Origin of the sequence: Brucella sp. IR073 (assembly GCF_049065735.1) — a bacterium.
Classification (GTDB): Bacteria; Pseudomonadota; Alphaproteobacteria; order Rhizobiales; family Rhizobiaceae; genus Paramesorhizobium.
This window is the reverse complement of sequence record NZ_JBAKHD010000005.1, coordinates 401,541-421,092: the sequence shown is the minus strand read 5'-3', so window position 1 is coordinate 421,092 and position 19,552 is coordinate 401,541. Positions and strand designations below refer to the sequence as shown.

The following is a 19,552-nucleotide window of genomic DNA, read 5'->3' as shown; positions in this document are numbered from 1 at the left end:
AACGACGCCTCCATCAAATCCTACCCCTCCAGCTCCCCACCGGCATAGCGCTGCAGCAGCCAGCCGAGCGCCAGTCCCAGCACCGCCCACATGAACAGATTGGTCGCAAGCGATGCCACTGCATATTCCGAGGCGAGCACGGCGGGAACCGGCGAGGAGATATCATCGGGCCGTGGCGGACCATAGAGATGCGGCAAAGCGATCAGCGCGAGGCCGGTCACCTTCGCCCAGGCTTCGTGCATCAGCGCGACGAGAGCGAGGCCGATGGCGGAGAACAGCACGGTGCCCCCCCACCAGAGCTGCCGCTCACTCAGATCGGCGGCGGGCATGGCCGGCAGTTCCGGCGCGAGGCCGAGCGACGGCGCTAAGGCGAAGACGAAGAAGCCCGCAAGGCCCCAATAGATGCCGTTCTTCGCCGTGATCCGCCGTCCCAGCAGCAGGGCCACGCCGCCGAGCGCCAGCGCGAAACCCGCGCCTGCCACGAGATTGGCGAGAATGGTATTGCCGAGACGGCCGAACGGTAGTTCAGCGCCAGCCTCCTCATGCTCATGCGCTTCGCCGGCAGCATGGGTGTGCGGCGCCGCCTCCGGTTCGTGGCTGTGCCCGCCAGCGGCGTCTTCATAGGTTTCCGCCTGCAGGATAAGCGGAACGGTGCGCAGATACATCGCAGGCGTGACGAGAAGCCCGGCAAAAAGGCCGGCGATGAGCGTGGCTAAGAGATAACGGATGTACATTTGGTCTGTCTCCCCCTGTGAACGGAGCGGAACCTTGCATCGCGATGCGGTTGGAGACACCCCCCTCTGCCCTGCCGGGCATCTCCCCCTCAAGGGGGGAGATTGGCTGGCATGCCCCTCGGCCTCTGATTATGAACGTTTGCGATTGGCGTAAACGTCGATGAAGGCGTAATCTCCCCCCTTGAGGGGGAGATGTCCGGCAGGACAGAGGGGGGTGTTCGGAACCGGCGTGTCCGTTCCTGTTCAAATTCTTACGTCAATGGCAAGGAAACCCATACGAATGGCGCGTGTCATGCGCCGAATCGTGCAGCGTGTCGGACTGGGCGAGCCCGACGCCATAGATCAGGAAAGCGCCGAGAAAGAGCGAGACCCCAGCGGTCGCGAGCCGCGTCGCCAGCGGCAGGGAAAGCGATTGGGAAACTTCAGTACGTGCAGCCATGACAACCTCCGTGCAGGCAGCGGGGGAAAACTCCCCTGAGGTAGCGGGCACTATTGCCCTCATGCGCCCGGCAGGTCTCCTGGCTCGCGGGTCAGAAGATCGGCGCCGCCTTCCCGGTTTCCCAGTGGCTCGCCGGGGCTATCCCGGCGCGTGGCATCGATCCTATCCGCTCTACAGTCGCGGGGTCGGCTGCGATATGGACGCCCGGCATGGGTCCGTCCGTCGCATTCCCTTTTGATCCCTAGGGCTTCCGCCCTCAGGAACCGAACGCAATGGCTGCACACTATGTTTTATGGCTGGTGCCGTCAATGACGCAGCACGCTTGCGCCCGCCTTTATGCAGGCCGCTTTGCTGGCATCGCGCCGGCTTTCCGTGCCCCCTTCCGCAGCGCGCTCGAATGGAATGCGAAAGCCGAAGGGCTGAAAATGCACCCCGCCGCGCTCAAGCCAATAGCCGTCGAGATCGGTGCGCATTCGGCAGCGCCGCTTCTCCGCGCGCTGGTTGATGGCGTGGCGGGCATTGGATACCGCCATGAGATAGGAAACGGCGCTGCGCGTCATCATGCCTCTGAGCCCGAGCAGTACTGCATCCTTGGGCCGGAGGCCGCCCAGATCGCGCGTGGCCGAGATCACCGCCCGCTTCGCCTCCTCACCGCGAGGGCCCTGCATGCCGCCAATGACGATGCTGTAGGAGCCGCCGCCTGCCGGGGTGAAGATGAAGCTGGCCATGCAGAGCGCCATGTCATCGGACCGCTTCAGGCAGAGCGAGAATGCGCCTTCATGACGGCAGCCGCAATTCTCGGCGAGTGAAAGCTCCAGCCGGTAGGTATGGTCGCGCCCGGCCACGTTTCCCGCATGGACGGTGCCGCCCTGCCAAAGCGTTTTCAACACTTTCGGCCGCAGGATTTCGCCGGCGATTTCGAAATGCTGCATCAGCAGGTCGAGCTTTTCGCGCCGCGGCATCCGATAGACCAGAAAGGTCGAGAGCGATTTGCGCAGGATATCGTCATGCGGCGGCATCCGCGTCTTGTGTTCGGTGAAAACAGCGAGAAACCGGAACCAGCGCAGCGTCAGCGCGGGAGAGATCAACGAACGCAGCCAGAAGGCCGCTGCTTTTCTCACCCGCAGCCGCAGGCCGAGGCCCGCCGCCTGACGCAGGATCGGATTGATGAGCGGCGCATGCTGCCAATGGCCGGCGCGCCCTTGCCTATGCATCGACATGTGTCACCATTCAGAAAGGAAAATTGGAGCGCCTCTCAGTCGGCCCATAGGCCGAATATTGCGCGGCGAATCGGGAGCCCGGCCCGGCGGATAACGCCATCGATCCTGCCGGCGCCAGCTGCGATGCGGCTCCACAGCCAGGCCATCGCCCAAAGCGTGCCGAACCATGCAATCAGCACGTCCGACAGGAAATGGGCTCCGAACAACACCCGGTTGAGCGCAACAACAAGTAAAAAGGGTGTGAACGCTATCCCAACGCTGCGGCGCAGAGCGACGGGCACGAACACCAGCACCGACAAAGCCGCCGCCGCCAGCGCCGCCTCGCCCGATGGAAACGAGCAATTGCGGCTGCAGAAGCCGGCAAATTGCCAAACCGGGGAAAACGCGGCCGTGCCCCCGAATTCGACGATGCCAGTGGGCCGGGGCCGCCCGATCAAACTCTTCGCCGCCTGCACCAGCAATCCCGGCCCCACCGCGAAACTGGAGATGACAAAGAGCGCCTTGTGCGGGGCGAGAAACGCCACCCGGCGCGGCAAGAGCGCATAGGCCAGGACAGCCAAGCTCATCAGCGGCAGCAGCCACCAGATCACCGCGCGGTTGAAATCCCGCAAAGCCTGCAAAAGCGGACTATCGGCCAGCGGAAACAGCGCGCCATCCGCGATGAGGCGCGTAGCCGCCAGATCGAGGCCGGGAAAGAGAATGAACACGAAGCTGACGACAAGAATGGTCAACCCCAGCCATGCCGTGGCGGGCGCGGTCTCATTCCAATGCTGCCTGTCATATAGTCTGAACGTCGTTTCCCGCATATCGAACACCTCAAAAGATTGGCTCGGCTGCGGTCTGGGCTCGTTTTGTCAAGAAACGGCCAAGGGCTGGTCGGTAGATCGTCAATGGGGAACGGTGAAGGGTCGGCGATTGGTTCCATTCACTATTCACCACTCACGATAAGCGCTATCAAACGGGACGCAGCGAACGGAGCTACATCGCGTGGACAACAGTCTCGTTCTGATCGTCGAGGATGAGCCGGAGATCGCCCGGATATTGGACGCATATCTGGTGCGGGAGGGCTATCGCACAGTGCGGGCCGCCGATGGCGAAACGGCGTTGCAGCACCATGCGCTGCTCGCGCCCGATCTGGTGCTGCTCGATGTCCGCATCCCCAGGCTCGATGGCTTCGGGGTGCTCGCCAGGTTGCGCCAGACCGGCAACACGCCTGTCATCATGGTGACGGCGCTGGCCGAAGACATCGATCGCCTAAGCGGCCTTAGGCTGGGCGCGGATGATTATGTGGTGAAGCCCTTCAACCCGCAGGAGGTCGTCGCGCGGGTCAAGGCCGTGCTGCGCCGCGCCCGGGGTGGCGCTGAGGAGAGCGTTCGCCGCTTCGGCGATATCGAGGTGGATTTTCACGCTCACGCGGCGTTCGTCCGGCAGGGCGACACGCGCCGGTCCATCCCGCTGACGCTGAGTGAATTCCGCATTCTCGCCTATATGATCCGCCGCCCCACCCACGCCTTCGACCGGGCCGACATTCTCGACGCCTGCCTGCCGGAGAGCGACGCGCTGGCCCGCACGGTCGATACCCACATCTCCAACCTGCGCCGCAAGCTGGAAGAGCTGGGGCAGAAGGGGCTGTTCCCTGCCGTGCGCGGCATCGGCTACCGCTTCTCGGAGCCCAAATGAAAACGCGCGCTCTGCCCCTGGCGAAAACCACGGCCCTCGTCATCGCGGCCATGCTGCTCTTGAGCGTCAGCCTCACCTATCTGGGCGTGAACTGGTACGCCAACCATCTGGAAGATGCGATCGTCGACAGCCTGCCGCCGCCGCAAATGGCGGAGACCTACCGCGCTGTAAACAATGGCGAGGTACCCGATGCCGCGGCGCTCCAGGAATTGCTCCGCTATCTCTCATCCGTCGATGGAGCCGTCGATTTCGACAAGCCCACCGATTTTGAGCTCCAGATGTCGGTGCTGGTGTGCAGCCTTCTGTCGGCCACCCTGTGCAGCCTGATCGGCGTCTGGCTTGCCCGGCGAATCGCCCACCCGCTCCAGAAATTAGCCGATGCGGCGGAAAGCCTGAAATCCGGCGATTTTTCCGCCCGCGTCGGCGTATCGCACGCCAACACGCGCGAGGTAGCGAGCTTGGTCGAAAGCTTCAATGCGCTGGCGGTCAGCCTTGAAACGATGGAAGAGCGCCTTCGCTTCAATAATATGGCGGTGGCGCATGAATTGCGCACGCCCGTGACGATCCTGCGCGGCTCAATACAGGGAATGCTCGACGGCGTGTTCCCGACCGAACCCAAAACCCTGTCAAGCCTGCTCACCCAGGTCGAAAGCCTCTCCCGGCTCATTGAAGACCTGCGCACCCTGTCGCTGGCCATCGGGCAGAAGCTGGTGATCGACCGGCAATCGCGCGATATCGCCAAGGAGGTTGAAATCGTCCTCGACTCGGCCAGATCCATGCTCGATGCAAGCGGCCTTGCCGTCGAAACCCGCCTCGCTCCCGCGCCTGCTCCGGTCGATGCCGAGCGCATCCGCCAGGCGGTCCTCGCGCTTGTGCAAAACGCCTGCCGCTACGCCGCCAAAGGCAAGCGCCTGCGCGTCGAGACCGGCGCGCTTCCAGACGGCCACATTATCATCCGCCTCACCGACCACGGCCCCGGCTTTCCCGCGGATATGGACCTCGCCGCCGCCGACCCGTTCTGGCGCGGCGACCCCTCCCGCTCCCGCGCCACCGGCGGCACCGGCCTCGGCCTCTCCGTCGTCCGCGCCATCGCCACAGCGCATGGTGGATCGCTCCGGCTGGAGAATGGAGAGCATGGCGGGGCGGTGGTTACGGTGGTGCTGCCGGCGTAAGGATTTTAATATGGAAACGTTGGCGCGGTGATACCCCCCTCTGCCCTGGCGGGCATCTCCCCCTCAAGGGGGGAGATTGGCTGTGAGGTCTGCTTTCGCCAATCGCCGACGTTGGAGAATAAAGGGCCGTCATCGATGAAGGCCGATCTCCCCCCTTGAGGGGGAGATGCCCGGCAGGGCAGAGGGGGGTGTTCTTGGCGCCTCCGTCGAACCACGAGGGCGTCTGGCACTACCTCCACCGCAGCCTCAGCAACCCCTCCACGTCCAGACACCCCGCCAGTTCCTCCGCCACCTCGTCCAGCGCCTGCTCCACCTGTGCGCGGTAGGACACCGTACCGCCGGTTACGCCGAGCGACCGCAAAAACGCCGCCCGGAACGCATCGGAGCTGAACAGCCCGTGCAGATAGGTGCCGAAAACGCGCCCATCCGGCGATACCGCTCCGTCAGGAACATTGTTCACGATAATGGCAGGCCGCGCGCAGTCGGGTCCGCTGGTCCGGCCGAGATGGATCTCATACCCCTCGAGCGGCACATCGAACATCACCGAATGCGCGGTCGAATTGCGCACCGTCTTTTCCGGCTCCATGATAGTCTCGATATCGAGCAGGCCCAGCCCCTCGATTTCGCGGATATCGCCTTCGATCCCGTCTGGATCGCGCACCGAGCGGCCCAGCATCTGGTAGCCGCCGCAAAGGCCGACGACATGGCCGCCGCGTCTCACATGCATCCGCAGATCGCGGTCCCAGCCATTCTCGCGGAAGCGCTTGAGATCGCCGATAGTGGATTTCGAGCCGGGGATGACCACCAGTCCGGCATCGGCAGGAAGCCGCTCGCCGCTGCGCACCATCACCACCTCCACCTGCGGCTCTGCCTTGAGCGGGTCGAGATCGTCGAAATTGGCGATGCGGTCGAGAACAGGCACGGCCACCTTCAGCGCCCTGCCCTCCCCCTTCGCCAGCCGCTCCAGCACCACCGAATCCTCCGCCGGCAGGCGCGCGGCGGCTTTCAGCCACGGCACCACACCGAAGGAGCGCCAGCCGGTGAAGCGCGTGATCGCGGCCAGGCCGTCATCGAACAGCGAGACGTCGCCGCGGAACTTGTTGATGAGAAACCCTGCAATCATCCGCCGGTCTTCTTCGGGCAGGATCGCATGGGTGCCGACGATGGAGGCAATAACACCGCCCCGGTCGATATCGCCCACGAGAACAACCGGCACCCCCGCCCGTGTCGCAAATCCCATATTGGCGATATCCCCGGCACGAAGATTTATCTCTGCCGGCGAGCCCGCCCCTTCGACGATCACGAGGTCAGCCCCGGTGCGCACCTCGTCCCAAGACTGCATCACCGCATCCATCAATCGCGGCTTCAAAAGCTGGTATTCGCGCCCCTTCGCCTGCCCTGCCACCTTGCCCTGCAGAACGATCTGGCTCCCCGTTTCCGATTGCGGCTTCAGCAGCACCGGGTTCATATGCACCGACGACGGCACGCCGCATGCCAGCGCCTGCAGCCATTGCGCCCGCCCGATCTCGCCGCCATCGTCGCTGACGGCGGCGTTGTTCGACATGTTCTGCGGCTTGAACGGGCGCACTTTCAGCCCCCGGCACGCCGCCCACCGGCACAGCCCGGCAACCAGCACCGTCTTGCCGACATCCGAACCCGTTCCCTGGAGCATGATGGCGCGTGTCATGCTTCTTTGACTAATCGCTGCCCGCCGCCGCGGCAACCGTGAAATTTACCAAAAAATCCGCCGATTCAGATTTGCTTAAGCTCTTGCTAACCTGACGGTAACGATGTGGCGCTAGAAAGGAACTCAAGACGGAAGCAACGCCGTCTCCGCTCCGGATCAGGTACTGCGTACCGGAGCTGAATCTCTCGCTGCCGCAGCGTTTCCGCGACAGCGCCATGCGTAATTTGGCAAGGCCGTGCTCTCCTCTGGGATGCACGGCTTTTGCCGTTTCACGGTGATTTTTTTCTAAACGCCGCCCTTCAGAGCATTTCACTTTTTGATGGAAACGATTGCGTATTCTTCCTCGTTGCGGCAGCATAGCTGTTGAGGCATGGATTCCTGTGACAAGCACAGGAATGACGGGCTGCTTTGCTGTTGGCGCCCAGTTTCCAACCTCCCGCTTGGCAAGAATGGTTTTTGGTGACGCGGAAAAAATCTCCACCCGTCATTCCTGTGCTTGTCACAGGAATCCATGCCTCAACAGCTCCGTTACAGCAACGGTGCCAAAGGGTATCCAGTGTTTCCATCAAAACATGAACGAGTCTAGCCCAAGCGAATCGCATCTCACAGCGCGGCGAAAAAATGGATGGCGAAAATCGGCGGATTCCGCTTTCGCAAGCGGAATTATCACAGGAATATCCCGGTGCGGCGATTTGGCGCGATGTCGCGCGTCAGCCAGCCGAACCGCGCCAGACCACGGACACCCGTGAAAGCAGCGACCGCGAACGGTTATCGTCGGCGCGAGTCTTGCTCCGCTCGGTTGAATTCCAGGCGATGTGAACGCGGCCGTTCCGGTTGAAAACGTAAAGCATTGCCGCACTCCGGGGCGATTTCATCGGTCGCTGCTGCAATGCGCCAAATTTCGCGCCGCGGCTGCTGCAAAGTCGCCGCAGCTTGTCGCAAATAGGCTAGCCCGACACAATTTCATGCGACCCGAGACAGCCCTTCGGATGGGCTGCCCAAAAACGTCTCAGCCACCCTCGCAGCACAAAAATTGGGAGAACCGGCCTTGAGTTTCCGGTTTCGATGGCCAATGCTTGGGGCAGATGCCGTTGAGCGGGGCGCTTGTGACGGCATTTATTCGTGCTCGACTGGAGCGCGTCGCGATCGGACTACTATCCGTCGTTATCAAGACGCTAATTCGCCAAGCGAGGAGTTTGCATGACCTTGGGAAAAAATTGTCCGTTGGCCGCACAGCACGCCAGCGGACGTAATAAATTTTCATGCTGTCGCAAATGGGAGACTACCTGATGAAGAAGCTGCTTGCTTCCACGATTCTGGCTGCCGGTATCGTGGGCCTGCCCGGTGCTTTCACAAGCGCCGCCTCCGCCGCCGAATGCGGCAATGTCACCATCGCCAACATGAACTGGCAGTCCGCCGAAGTGCTGGCCAATCTCGACAAGATCATCCTGACCGAAGGCTATGGCTGCTCCGCCGAGCTGGTCGTCGGCGACACGGTGCCGACCATTACCTCCATGATCGAAAAGGGCCAGCCCGACGTCGCGCCGGAAGGCTGGGTGGACTTCCTGCCTGACGTGGTCGCCCAGGGCACCAAGGAAGGCAAGATCGTCTCCGTTTCCAAGGCGCTTGCCGAAGGCGGCGTGTCGGGCTGGTGGATCCCCAAATACCTCGCCGACGCTCATCCTGACATCAAGACGATTCCCGATGCGCTGAAGCATCCAGAGCTCTTCCCCGCCCCTGAGGAACCCGGCAAGGGCGCTGTGTTCAACGGCCCGTCCGGCTGGGGCGGCACGCGCGTCACGACGCAGTTCTTCAAAGCCTATGGCGGCGAGAAGGCGGGCTTCGTGCTTGTCGATACCGGCTCCTCCGCAGGCCTCGATGGTTCCATTGCGAAGGCTTACGAGCGCAAGGAAGGCTGGATCGGCTTCTACTGGGAGCCGACCGCGCTGCTCGGCAAATATGACATGGTCAAGCTCGGCCACGCCGCGCCCTTCGACGAGGCGGAATGGAAGCGCTGCAACACGGTGGAAACCTGCAACGATCCGAAGCCGAACGAATGGCCGAAGGATAATGTCGAGACGCTGGTCACCAAGGGCTTCGCCGACCGCGCCGGCCCTGCGCTCGATTATCTGAAGGCCCGCTCCTGGTCCAACGCCACCGTCAACAAGCTGCTCGCCTGGATGACCGACAACCAGGCCACCGGCGAGGATGGCGCGAAATATTTCCTCAAGAACAATGAGGATGTGTGGACTAAGTGGGTCACGCCGGAAGCTGCCGAGAAGATCAAGGCGGCGGTGAAATAAGGGAGTAAGGGAATAGGGGAATAAGGGAGTATGTTGTTTCTAGACACTCCCTCTACCCCTGTTCCTTCCCCTACTCACATACTCCCTTATTCCCTTACTCCCTTCCAAAGGAGACGTATCACCCAATGGAATGGCTGACCCGCTTCCCTCATCTTGATGACGCGACGCTGACCGCGTTGAAGAAGTCGATCGATGAGGGCTTTCGAGCGTTCACGCGCGCTTATGGCGACCGGATCGAGGCGTTGTTCGATCCGCTGCAATATTTCCTGATCCAGTCCGAGCGTTTCATGACCGGAACGCCCTGGCCCATCATCCTCGCGCTCATCGCGGGCATCGCCTGGTTCGCCAGCCGCAGCTGGAAGATCGTGGCAGGCACGGTCGTCACCCTTCTTCTCATCGGCCTCTTCGACATGTGGACCGATACGATGAAGACGGTCTCGATGATCTTCGTCTGCACCGTGCTTTCCATCGCCATCGGCATTCCCACCGGCATTCTCATGTCACGGTCCGACCGGCTGCAGAAGATCATCAATCCGGTGCTCGACGTGATGCAGACGATGCCCAGCTTCGTCTATTTGATTCCGGTGGTGATGCTGCTTGGCATCGGCCGCGTTCCGGGACTGATCGCCGTTGTCATCTATGCCATTCCGCCCATCATCCGCTTGACCAATCTTGGCATCCGCCTTGTGGACAAAGATGTGCTGGAAGCCGCCGACGCCTTCGGCTCGTCAAGCTGGCAGCGGCTCAAGAACGTGCAGATGCCGCTGGCGCTCCCAACCATCATGGCCGGCATCAACCAGACCATCATGATGGCGCTCGCCATGGTCGTCATCGCCTCCATGATCGGTGTGCAGGGGCTTGGCCAGCCGGTGCTGAAGGCCATCGCCAACCAGTATTTCACGCTCGGCATTTTCAACGGCCTCGCCATCGTCGGCATTGCCATCATCTTCGACCGGGTCAGCCAGGCCTATGGCAAGCGCCTGCAGAAGCATCTGGAGACGGTTCATGGCTGATATTCAGGCGACCGGAATTACCATCCGCAACCTCTATAAGATCTTCGGGCCAAATCCGAAGGCGCATATCGACGCTGTCAAGGCGGGCATGTCCAAGGCGGAGCTGAACGCCCGTCATGGCCATGTGCTGGGCCTGAAGGACATCAACATCGACATGCCCGCCGGGTGCATTCAGGTGGTGATGGGCCTGTCAGGCTCGGGTAAATCCACGCTCATCCGCCACATCAACCGCCTCATCGACCCGACCGCCGGTGAGGTATTGGTCGACAATATCGATGTGGTGAAGATGAACGAAGGCGAGCTGCGCCAGTTCCGCCGCCACAAGACGGCAATGGTGTTTCAGAAATTCGCGCTCCTGCCGCACCGCACCGTGCTGGAAAACACCGTCTACGGGCTGGAAATCCAGGGCATTCCCCGGGCGAAGCAGCTGGAGGCGGCGAGGCGCTGGATCGCCCGCGTCGGTCTGGAAGGCTTCGAGGACAGCTATCCCAACCAGCTATCGGGGGGCATGCAGCAGCGTGTCGGGCTGGCGCGTGCGCTCGCCAATGACGCGCCGATCCTATTGATGGACGAGGCATTCTCCGCGCTCGATCCCTTGATCCGCATGGACATGCAGTCGGTCCTCCTCGACCTCCAGAAGGAAATCCGGAAAACCATCGTCTTCATCACCCATGATCTGGACGAAGCGCTGCGCCTCGGCGACCGTATCGCCATCCTGCGAAATGGCGAGATCGTGCAGCAGGGCACCGGGCAGGACATCGTGCTGAAGCCCGCGGACGATTATATCGAAAGCTTTGTCAAGGAGGTCAATCGCGGCCGTGTCATCCTCGTCGATGCGGTCATGACATCGGGTGTTTATAATGAGGGCGCGAGCCTGCCCTCCGTTTCCACCGGCACGGTCCTGGAGCAGGCCGCGCGCGTCATGGCGAAGGAGCGCGTGGACAAACTCCATATACGCGACGCGGACGGGAAACCCGTCGGCCATGTCGACATGCCAAGCATTCTGTCCGCCATGGTGACGGAATCGTAAGAATAGGCTGTTGACATCGTTTTCGCCCTTCCCGTTTTTCCCCGCTTGAGCCTCCACTTTGCTTAAGTTCAATCGTGGAACACCGGGAAAGGGCATGCTCGTATCTGGATAAGCCTTAATCACCGTTCACTATCGCGCTATCTCGCCGCTTCATTGTCATTCAGCCGTTGTAATCCTGCCAGGATTTTGGGAAAAGACTGCCCGGCGGGTTATGTGTTGGGAGCAGGGGCATATTATTCTCCTGAATGGCATGATGCATTCTACAGGATCGACGGCTTTCATGAAACCGGACGAGACGATATCGACGGCCTCTCCCCGGCGCATGCTTGGCATGCACCCGGCCTTGCTGTTCGTCCTGGTCTATTTCGCTTTTCAAGCCATTTTCGTTGCCTTCATTTCCAATGGCGCAGGGCTCGATGACGCCGAGCAGCTCGCCAATATCGGCTATCTCGCCTTGGGTTACGGCGGCTCGCAGCCGCCGCTTTATACCTGGATCAGCAGCCTGGCGTCTGCAGTCCTCGGCACCAGCCTTCTGACCTTGCAGATCGTCAAATTCAGCCTGCTCGCCAGCATGTTCGCCAGCGTCTATGGCGGCATGCGTCTGCTGGGCCTGCCGCGCAATGTTGCCGCCGCCGGAATGCTGGGCCTGTTCCTGATCCCCCAAATCGGCTGGGAATCGCAGCGGGCGCTGACGCACTCCGTCGCCGGCACCACGGGCTGCGCCTGGGCTTTCCTGGCCTTCGCCTGGCACATGCGCGCCCGATCTCCCCTCTCCGCCGGGCTCTTCGGGCTGGCCATGGCCGCCGCCCTGCTCGGCAAATTCAATGCCGGCTTCTTCCTCGTCACCCTCGTTCTGGCGGCGCTGACAATCCCGGCCTACAGGGCCGCTCTCCTTTCGCGCCAGACCTTCATTTCCATTGGCGTGTTTGCCCTCTGCCTCGCGCCGACCGGCATCTGGATGCTGCACCACCGGAACGCCGTCCTCGCCCGCTCAGGCAAATTCGAGATCGGCGCAACGGGCAATTTCCTGCTTGACCGTCTGGCGGGTGTCGCTCGTCTCATCGAGGTGAGCTTTCTCTTTTCCATCCTCGCCGTGGCCGTGGCCGTCATTGTCTTCCTGCTTTATCGCAAAAAGAGAGCGCCGCTCCTCAGCCTTCCCAAGCCGCTACCAGGTGACAGCTTCATACCCCGGCTTATCATGATCGGCTTCGTGCTGGTCTTCGTCGGCGTTTGCCTGACCGGTGCGACCAATGTGAAGGATCGTTGGCTGCAGCCGGTGCTGTTTTTGCTTCCCGCTTGTCTTGCCTGGCTGCTTCATCGCTACCGGCTGACGGGACCGGCCTTGCGGGACTTCAGCATCGGGAGCGTTATCGTCGCATGTCTGGTTCCGCCTGTTCTGGCATTCAACCTGACTTATGGCGGCGGCCCGGGCGATCCCCCCATCGGCCAGCTCGATTATGCCCAACTGTACCGGCAGGTGCGTGAAAAAGGGAATTTCAACGTCGTGTTGGCGGATAAACCCCAGATAGCGGGTAATTTCCGGCTTTACGATCCGTCCCTGGGCGTAGCCTATCCGGAAGCGCCTGATGCCGTGACACGCATAAAAAAGCCGCTCCTTGTCCTGTGGTTCAGCGGCGCAGTGCCGCCGCAAAATGTCATGGACATTCTGAACGCAGCGCATATCGTACTGCCGCAGAGCCAAGTCACGGCGACTGAACTGCCCTATCGCACCCATCCGGACATCAAAAGGCCGGTGCATTACGTCATCGTCAACTGAGCCATCGGAACGAATATGAACGCCTCTTTGCCGAACGTGCTGACCGACCTCATCGCTGAAAAAGGCGTGCTGCTTGCCGATGGCGCGACGGGCACGAACCTTTTCGCCGCGGGGCTCGAATCCGGCGAGGCGCCGGAGCTCTGGAACGAGAGCCATCCGGAGAAGATCGAGGCGCTGCATCAGGGCTTCGTCGACGCCGGGGCGGACATCATCCTTACCAATTCCTTCGGCGGCACGCGGCATCGCCTGAAATTGCATCACGCGCAGGACCGTGTGTTCGAGCTCAACAAAAAGGCCGCCGAACTTGCCCGCACCGTCGCCGGCCGGGCGGGCCGCAAGGTGATCGTCGCCGGCTCCGTCGGCCCGACCGGCGAGCTGCTGGTGCCCCTCGGCGCCCTCACCTATGAGGATGCCGTCGCCGCATTCAGGGAACAACTCGAAGGACTGAAGGCAGGCGGCATCGATATTGCCTGGATCGAAACCATGTCCGCGCCGGATGAAATCCGCGCTGCCGCCGAAGCCGCGATTTCGCTGGATCTGCCTTATGTCTATACCGGCTCCTTCGATACGGCGGGCAAGACCATGATGGGCCTCCATCCCAAGGACATCCATCACGTCGCAGACGGGCTGGCGCGGAAGCCCGTGGCGGTCGGAGCCAATTGCGGCGTTGGCGCAGCGGACATCCTCTCCTCGCTTCTCGACATGACTGCTGCCGACCCCGCCGCCGCCATCGTCGTCAAGGGCAATTGCGGCATTCCGGAATTTCGCGGCTCGGAGATCCATTATTCCGGCACGCCGGACCTGATGGCGAACTACGCCCACATGGCGATCAACGCCGGAGCGAAGATCATCGGCGGCTGCTGCGGCACCTCCTTCGCTCATCTCGCCGCCATGCGTCAGGCGCTGGATAACCACGTCGCGGGCCCTCGCCCGACCATCGAGACGATCATCGAGGTCATCGGCCCGCTGCGTAACAAGGCTGCAGGAGACGGCACCGAGGTTTCAAGGCGGGAACGGCGTGGGCGGCGGGGATAAAGCTCCGCTCAGCGCGCCCTCCTAGGGGCTGCCAGCCTCTCCAGTCTTTACCGCGTTCCGACAAACGCGGCCATGTGAAACTGCTGCTGCGCGGGCGTATAGGCATATTCCCGTCCGACCGGGCAGGCGAGGCGCGCAAGGCATCCACCATCCCGGCAGGTCTTTCCCGCCTCGGTCACGAGATAATCCCGGCAGCGCTCGACCGCATAGCCGGCGCCGTCGAAGGCCTCGACCGGACAGGCGGCAAGGCACGGCTTCGCCATGCACTGATCGCAAGGATGTTCAGACTCGCCCCGCGCCGGAAAGTCGATCGCCCCATCGAACAAGAGCGCCCCGCGATAGGCATGCCATAGCCCGTAAGCGGGATGGATAAGCAGGCCGAGCGGCGAAGGTTTCAGCCCTTCCGCCCGCTTCGCCCATTGCTGGAACGGCAGCCATGGCTTGTCCGATGGAAACACCGCCCGCGCGCCCAGCCTCCGTGCCGCCTCGCCCAATACCTGCTTCGACCAGTCATCGAGCGGATCGGCCCGGCCCCAGCCCTCATTGGCATGCCAGCGGGAAAAATGCGGCCAGATCGACGAGCCGGCATGGCCGACCAGCACGGCGCATTTCGCCGGGTTTGAGCCGGTAGCGTGTGGGGCGTCCTCGCCATCCGCGAAAACGAAACCGCCGCGCGGGATAAGGCCGAAGGGGGCGAGCGCGGCTGCGATGAATTTGAGGGTAATCATGCCCTTTCGTTCCGCTCCGACTCTCCATTAAACAGCTTGGCGCTCTACGTCGCCCCCCTCTGCCCTGCCGGGCATCTCCCCCGCAAGGGGGAAAGATTAGGCCTTCATCAGCACTCGGCACCAATGGCAAACGTTGCAAGAAATGAGGCGGAGCGAAATGACAGCCGATCTCCCCCTTGCGGGGGAGACCCCCGGCAGGACGGAGGGGGGTGTCATAGAGCGCAAACGTATCCGCCGTATCCGCTCAGTCTGCGTCCCCCCGTATCGCTGTCCGCCACACCTCGCGATGGATCAAATCGGCCACTTTAGCCCGGCCGTCTTCGGGCTTCTTTCAAGTGAAAGCATCAGGCATCGAAGCCTTCTTCTCCGCAATGAATGCTTTCAGCGCTTCGTCGATAGCAGGATCGAGATAAGGCGCCTGATAGCTGTCCAGCCAGCGCCGCGCCAGCTCGTTGGCGCGCTGGTCGGCCCGCTTTTCGCCCTCGGCCAGCCATTGCTCGAAGGAATTGTTGTCGGCAATAGACGAGCGGTAGAACGCCGTCTGGAAATTCGCCTGCGTGTGCGTGCAGCCGAGATAATGGCTTCCCGGCCCCACTTCGCGAATGGCGTCCATCGCCTGCCCGTTCTCGGACAGATCCACCCCTTCGGCGAATTTCTGGCTCATGCCCAGCTGGTCGATATCCATCATAAATTTTTCATAGGACGACACCAGGCCGCCTTCGAGCCAGCCCGCCGCGTGAAGCACGAAATTCGTACCCGCCAGCAGGGTCGAGTTCAGCGTATTGGCGCTCTCGTAGGCCGCCTGCGCATCCGAAAGCTTGGAGGCGCAGAGCGAGCCGCCGGTGCGGAACGGCAAGCCAAGCCGCCGCGCCAGCTGCGCCGCGCCATAGGAGACGAGCGACGGCTCCGGCGTGCCGAAGGTGGGCGCGCCCGACTGCATGGAGATGGATGAGGCGAAGGTGCCGAAAATGACCGGCGCGCCGGGACGGATGAGCTGCGTCAGCGCCGCGCCCGCCAGCACTTCCGCCAGAATTTGCGTCAGCGTCCCCGCCACCGTCACCGGGCTCATCGCGCCTGCAAGGATGAACGGCGTCACGATGCAGGCCTGGTTATGCCGCGCATAGACCTTCAGCGCGCCCAGCATCGTCTCGTCGAAGACCATCGGCGAATTGGCGTTGATAAGGCTTGTAAGAACCGTGTTGTTCTCGACAAAATCCTCGCCGAACAGGATCTTGCACATGGAAATGGTGTCTTCCGCCCGCTCCGGCGCGGTCACCGAGCCCATGAACGGCTTGTCGGAATAGCGCATATGCGCATAGATCATGTCGAGATGGCGCTTGTTGACCGGTACGTCCACCGGCTCGCACACCGTCCCGCCCGAATGATGAATATTCGGCGCCATATAGGCGAGCTTCACGAAATTCTGGAAATCCTCGATGGTCGCATAGCGCCTGTTGCCGTCGAGGTCGCGCACAAAGGGTGGCCCATAGACCGGCGCGAACACCGTCGCATCGCCGCCGATCTGCACCGAGCGCTCCGGGTTGCGTGCGTGCTGCGTATAGATCGAAGGCGCGGTCTTGAGCAGCGAGCGGCAAAGCCCTTTCGGGAAATGCACGCGCTCGCCCTTCACATCCGCGCCCGCCTGACGCCAAAGCTCAAGCGCCTCCGCATCGTCACGGAATTCGATGCCGACTTCTTCGAGCACCGTGTCGGCATTGGCCTCGATCAGAGCCAGCCCTTCCTCGTTCAGCACCTCATAGACCGGCACCTTGCGCGTGATATAGGTCAGCGACTTGCCGGGACCGCCCCCGGACCGCGCCGCGCGCCGCGCCGCCGCGCCGCCGCTAGCCCCGCGTCCGCGACGCCCGCCGCGCTCTTCACCGGTTTCGACAGATGCTTCCTGATCCATTCAATTCTCCCGCGCCCCACAAACGGCACGGGCTCCCTTAGCATGAGATATATGAACATCCACCCTAATCCCGGCGGAAGAAAGAACGTTTCCGTGCGCGGCAAGTGAAGTCGCTTTTGAGCGATGGATTTTTGCCGCTTCCAGGATATGTGATAGATATGCGATTGGCCCGTCCGGGCTTGAAACTTAGGGAATGCGTCCATGGCCGACGATGAAATCATTCTTTCCGAACTTTCCGACGAGGAACTCGTCGAGCAGATGCATGACGATCTCTATGACGGCCTGAAGGAAGAGATCGAGGAAGGCACGCGCATCCTCCTCGAGCGCGGCTGGGCGCCTTACAAGGTGCTGACCGAGGCGCTTGTTGAAGGCATGCGCATCGTCGGCGAGGATTTCCGTGACGGCATCCTCTTCGTGCCGGAAGTGCTGCTTTCGGCCAATGCGATGAAGGCGGGCATGGCCATCCTGCGTCCCCTCCTCGCCGCTACTGGCGCGCCGAAACAGGGCAAGCTCGTCATCGGCACGGTCAAGGGCGATATCCACGATATCGGCAAGAACCTCGTCGGCATGATGATGGAGGGCGCCGGCTTCGACGTCATCGATCTCGGCATCAACAACCCCGTCGAAAACTATCTCGCCGCCATTGAGGAGCATAAGCCCGATATCATCGGCATGTCGGCGCTGCTGACTACGACCATGCCCTATATGAAGGTCGTCATCGACACGATGAAGGAAAAAGGCATCCGCGACGATTATGTCGTGCTCGTCGGCGGCGCGCCGCTCAACGAGGAATTCGGCAAGGCCGTCGGCGCCGATGCTTACTGCCGCGATGCGGCGGTGGCCGTGGAAACCGCCAAGGATTTTATGAAGCGCCGGCATAATCAGCGCGCGGGGTAGAAGAACCTGGCGCCCTCCTTTCCCCCTTGCGGGGAGTGAGGAGCGTTCCGCCGTAGGCTGAGGAAAAGCCAACGATTTGGCTTTTCCAGCGACGAACGCGCGGAGCCATAGCGGAGCGCTGTCTGCGGAGCAGACGGATGGGGGTGGCGACGCTAGGTGGGACGCCGCAAGCAATGTGCTGCTGGATATGCCGTCGGTTTCTGAGATGAATTGCGGCAGTGCTTGCCGTAACCACCCCCACCCCTAGCCCCTCCCCGCAGGGGGGAGGGGAACTAGCGGCGGCGCTTAATTCACCGCCTTCTTCACCGCGTGGGCGGTGCTTTTGACATCCTTGCTCACGCCGGTAACCGTATTGGCGCAGGCGGCAAGCGAAAACGCGCATGCAAGGGCAATCAAGGGCGCGACGAGCGATGGCTTCATGGATGTTGCCTTCCTATATGATAGATTCGTGATCGGCGGACTCATGCTCCGCAGCGGGAAGGTATCGCGATGACAGACATTGGCAAGATGGCGGCGGACCAGGGGCAGGTTTCCCCACCGGAGAAAGTGCGGGTCATCGCCTGTGGCATGATTGCGCGGGAAATTCTCGCTATCCGCGAGCAGTTCGGGCTCGACCATCTTGACCTCAAATGCCTCCCGGCCATCTACCATCACTACCCCGACAAGATCGCGCCCGCCGTCGAGCGGGCGATCAAGCGGGCGCGGCGCCAGGGCATCGAACACATTTTCGTGGGCTATGCCGATTGCGGCACCGGCGGGATGCTCGACAAGGTCTGCGAGCAATATGGCGTGGAGCGCATCGCCGGGCCGCATTGCTTTTCCTTTTATGCCGGCAACGCGGCTTTTGCGGAGCGCTGGGATGACGACATGACATGCTTCTTCATGACGGATTTCCTTGCCCGCCAGTTCGAAGCGTTTCTGGTGAAGCCGCTCGGTCTCGACCGCCATCCGGAACTGCGCGATATGTATTTCGGCAATTATTCCAAGATGATCTATCTGGCGCAGACCGACGATCCGGAACTATCGCGCAAGGCGGAGGAAGCGGCGCGCTTTCTGGGCCTCGCCTATGAGCGCCGCTTTACCGGCTTCGGCGATCTCATCCCGGCGATCCAAAAAGCCGGGGGCGGAAAAGCGCTGGACTGAAGAGTGTGAACACCCGCCGCCCTGTCATTGAAATATCACCATTGGCGGGCGATATGGTGGGCATGGATCATACGCTCCCCTCGCCCAAACATCGTGAAAAATCTGGCCCGCGCCGCATATCGGACCGTCGGCCATTGTCGCAGGTCTTTGAAGATCTGGCGGAAAATGCGAAGGAGCCGATCAGCTTCGGGCAGATCGAGCAGGCGCTTTCGGATCGCAGCTTCGCCACGCTTCTCACTTTCTTCGCCTTGCTCAACCTTCTGCCCCTGCCGCCGGGCACCGGCATCATCACCGGCATTCCGCTGGTTCTGATCTCCGGCCAGATGGTGCTGGGCTTCGAGACGCCCTGGCTGCCGCGCATCATCCGCGAGCGCTCGCTGGCGCCGGAGCGCTTCCGGCAATTATCCGAAAAAGGCACGCCATGGCTGCGGCGCATCGAGCGCATCATCCGCCCCCGTTTATGGCCCTTCGCCCGCCGCCATGGCGACCGCTGGCTGGGCTTGCTGACGCTGATCCTCGGGCTGGCCGTGGTGTTTCCTATCCCACTCTCCAACTGGCTTCCCGCCTTCGCCACTGCCATCATCGGCGTGGCACTTACCGAGCGCGACGGCCTCTTGATGAGCCTCGGCGTGCTGATCGGCTTCGTCTCCCTCGGCATCATCGCCGGGGTGCTGTTCACCGCCGGGGCGCTGCTCACCAAGCTGCCCTTTATCGGCGAGCTCTGGTCGCAAATAAGCTAGCTGCCAACGTCGCTTTTAAAGTGCCCGCACGTCGCGCGCGAGCCG

The 19,552-nt window shown here is 62.1% G+C and carries 19 protein-coding genes and 1 riboswitch; of the genes, 10 read left to right on the top strand and 9 right to left on the bottom strand.

The annotated features are described in order from the left end of the window. Positions 1 to 20: 20 nt before the first annotated feature. From ACOWVG_RS13945 to ACOWVG_RS13930, 4 genes are all read right to left on the bottom strand, one after another. The gene (locus ACOWVG_RS13945) at positions 21 to 734 is read right to left on the bottom strand and encodes a CbtA family protein (protein WP_420962827.1); all 714 of its coding nucleotides are present in this window, start codon (positions 732 to 734) and stop codon (positions 21 to 23) included. A 256-nt stretch (positions 735 to 990) separates the two neighbouring features. Further along, positions 991 to 1,173 (bottom strand): CbtB domain-containing protein, encoded by a 183-nt coding sequence (locus tag ACOWVG_RS13940; protein ID WP_420962826.1) that lies wholly within the window; start codon positions 1,171 to 1,173, stop codon positions 991 to 993. Positions 1,174 to 1,224: 51 nt separating this feature from the next. Then, a riboswitch (cobalamin riboswitch) is annotated at positions 1,225 to 1,456 on the bottom strand. A gap of 22 nt (positions 1,457 to 1,478) precedes the next feature. Continuing rightward, entirely contained in the window at positions 1,479 to 2,393 is a 915-nt protein-coding gene (locus ACOWVG_RS13935) for a DUF535 family protein (RefSeq protein ID WP_420962825.1), read from the bottom strand. Positions 2,394 to 2,428: 35 nt separating this feature from the next. Then, positions 2,429 to 3,199 (bottom strand): phosphatase PAP2 family protein, encoded by a 771-nt coding sequence (locus tag ACOWVG_RS13930; protein WP_420962824.1) that lies wholly within the window; start codon positions 3,197 to 3,199, stop codon positions 2,429 to 2,431. A 181-nt stretch (positions 3,200 to 3,380) separates the two neighbouring features. Between ACOWVG_RS13930 and ACOWVG_RS13925 the strand changes: the two genes are divergently transcribed. Continuing rightward, positions 3,381 to 4,073 carry a response regulator gene (locus ACOWVG_RS13925; RefSeq protein ID WP_420962823.1) on the top strand — a complete coding sequence of 231 codons (693 nt, stop codon included), beginning with the start codon at positions 3,381 to 3,383 and terminating at the stop codon, positions 4,071 to 4,073. Further along, the gene (locus ACOWVG_RS13920) at positions 4,070 to 5,245 is read left to right on the top strand and encodes an ATP-binding protein (protein ID WP_420962822.1); all 1,176 of its coding nucleotides are present in this window, start codon (positions 4,070 to 4,072) and stop codon (positions 5,243 to 5,245) included. The genes ACOWVG_RS13925 and ACOWVG_RS13920 overlap by 4 nt, the downstream gene beginning before the upstream one ends. 229 nt (positions 5,246 to 5,474) lie before the next feature. Here the strand turns inward: ACOWVG_RS13920 and ACOWVG_RS13915 are convergent, their stop codons facing one another. Together ACOWVG_RS13915 and ACOWVG_RS13910 are read right to left on the bottom strand one after the other, a co-directional pair. Then, positions 5,475 to 6,932: a cobyric acid synthase gene (locus ACOWVG_RS13915; RefSeq protein WP_420962820.1), complete on the bottom strand. Its 1,458-nt coding sequence runs from the start codon at positions 6,930 to 6,932 to the stop codon at positions 5,475 to 5,477. A 10-nt stretch (positions 6,933 to 6,942) separates the two neighbouring features. After that, the gene (locus ACOWVG_RS13910) at positions 6,943 to 7,413 is read right to left on the bottom strand and encodes a hypothetical protein (protein ID WP_420962819.1); all 471 of its coding nucleotides are present in this window, start codon (positions 7,411 to 7,413) and stop codon (positions 6,943 to 6,945) included. An 808-nt stretch (positions 7,414 to 8,221) separates the two neighbouring features. Here ACOWVG_RS13910 and ACOWVG_RS13905 point away from each other — a divergent pair. From ACOWVG_RS13905 to bmt, 5 genes are all read left to right on the top strand, one after another. After that, entirely contained in the window at positions 8,222 to 9,235 is a 1,014-nt protein-coding gene (locus ACOWVG_RS13905) for an ABC transporter substrate-binding protein (protein WP_420962818.1), read from the top strand. 125 nt (positions 9,236 to 9,360) lie between these two features. Further along, positions 9,361 to 10,248, top strand: a complete 888-nt coding sequence (locus tag ACOWVG_RS13900; RefSeq protein WP_420962817.1) for an ABC transporter permease — start codon at positions 9,361 to 9,363, stop codon at positions 10,246 to 10,248. After that, positions 10,241 to 11,278 carry a quaternary amine ABC transporter ATP-binding protein gene (locus ACOWVG_RS13895; protein WP_420962816.1) on the top strand — a complete coding sequence of 346 codons (1,038 nt, stop codon included), beginning with the start codon at positions 10,241 to 10,243 and terminating at the stop codon, positions 11,276 to 11,278. The genes ACOWVG_RS13900 and ACOWVG_RS13895 overlap by 8 nt, the downstream gene beginning before the upstream one ends. Positions 11,279 to 11,558: 280 nt before the next feature. After that, a complete protein-coding gene (locus ACOWVG_RS13890; protein ID WP_420962815.1) occupies positions 11,559 to 13,055 on the top strand; it encodes an ArnT family glycosyltransferase in 1,497 nt (498 codons plus the stop codon). Positions 13,056 to 13,070: 15 nt separating this feature from the next. Beyond that, the gene (bmt, locus tag ACOWVG_RS13885; RefSeq protein WP_420962814.1) at positions 13,071 to 14,090 is read left to right on the top strand and encodes a betaine--homocysteine S-methyltransferase; all 1,020 of its coding nucleotides are present in this window, start codon (positions 13,071 to 13,073) and stop codon (positions 14,088 to 14,090) included. 47 nt (positions 14,091 to 14,137) lie between these two features. Here the strand turns inward: bmt and ACOWVG_RS13880 are convergent, their stop codons facing one another. After that, the gene (locus tag ACOWVG_RS13880) at positions 14,138 to 14,818 is read right to left on the bottom strand and encodes a hypothetical protein (RefSeq protein WP_420962813.1); all 681 of its coding nucleotides are present in this window, start codon (positions 14,816 to 14,818) and stop codon (positions 14,138 to 14,140) included. A gap of 331 nt (positions 14,819 to 15,149) precedes the next feature. Beyond that, complete coding sequence (locus ACOWVG_RS13875) at positions 15,150 to 16,727, bottom strand: trimethylamine methyltransferase family protein (RefSeq protein WP_420962812.1); 1,578 nt, start codon at positions 16,725 to 16,727, stop codon at positions 15,150 to 15,152. A gap of 201 nt (positions 16,728 to 16,928) precedes the next feature. Here ACOWVG_RS13875 and ACOWVG_RS13870 point away from each other — a divergent pair, with 201 nt between their 5' ends. Then, complete coding sequence (locus ACOWVG_RS13870) at positions 16,929 to 17,624, top strand: corrinoid protein (RefSeq protein ID WP_420962811.1); 696 nt, start codon at positions 16,929 to 16,931, stop codon at positions 17,622 to 17,624. A 285-nt stretch (positions 17,625 to 17,909) separates the two neighbouring features. Here ACOWVG_RS13870 and ACOWVG_RS13865 read toward each other — a convergent pair whose 3' ends face one another. Further along, the gene (locus ACOWVG_RS13865; RefSeq protein WP_420962810.1) at positions 17,910 to 18,044 is read right to left on the bottom strand and encodes an EncA/B family entericidin; all 135 of its coding nucleotides are present in this window, start codon (positions 18,042 to 18,044) and stop codon (positions 17,910 to 17,912) included. A 69-nt stretch (positions 18,045 to 18,113) separates the two neighbouring features. Here ACOWVG_RS13865 and ACOWVG_RS13860 point away from each other — a divergent pair, with 69 nt between their 5' ends. Beyond that, complete coding sequence (locus ACOWVG_RS13860; RefSeq protein ID WP_420962809.1) at positions 18,114 to 18,767, top strand: DUF1638 domain-containing protein; 654 nt, start codon at positions 18,114 to 18,116, stop codon at positions 18,765 to 18,767. A gap of 5 nt (positions 18,768 to 18,772) precedes the next feature. Next, on the top strand, positions 18,773 to 19,507 hold the full coding sequence (locus tag ACOWVG_RS13855; protein ID WP_420962808.1) for an exopolysaccharide biosynthesis protein: 735 nt from the start codon (positions 18,773 to 18,775) through the stop codon (positions 19,505 to 19,507). Positions 19,508 to 19,552: the final 45 nt, after the last annotated feature.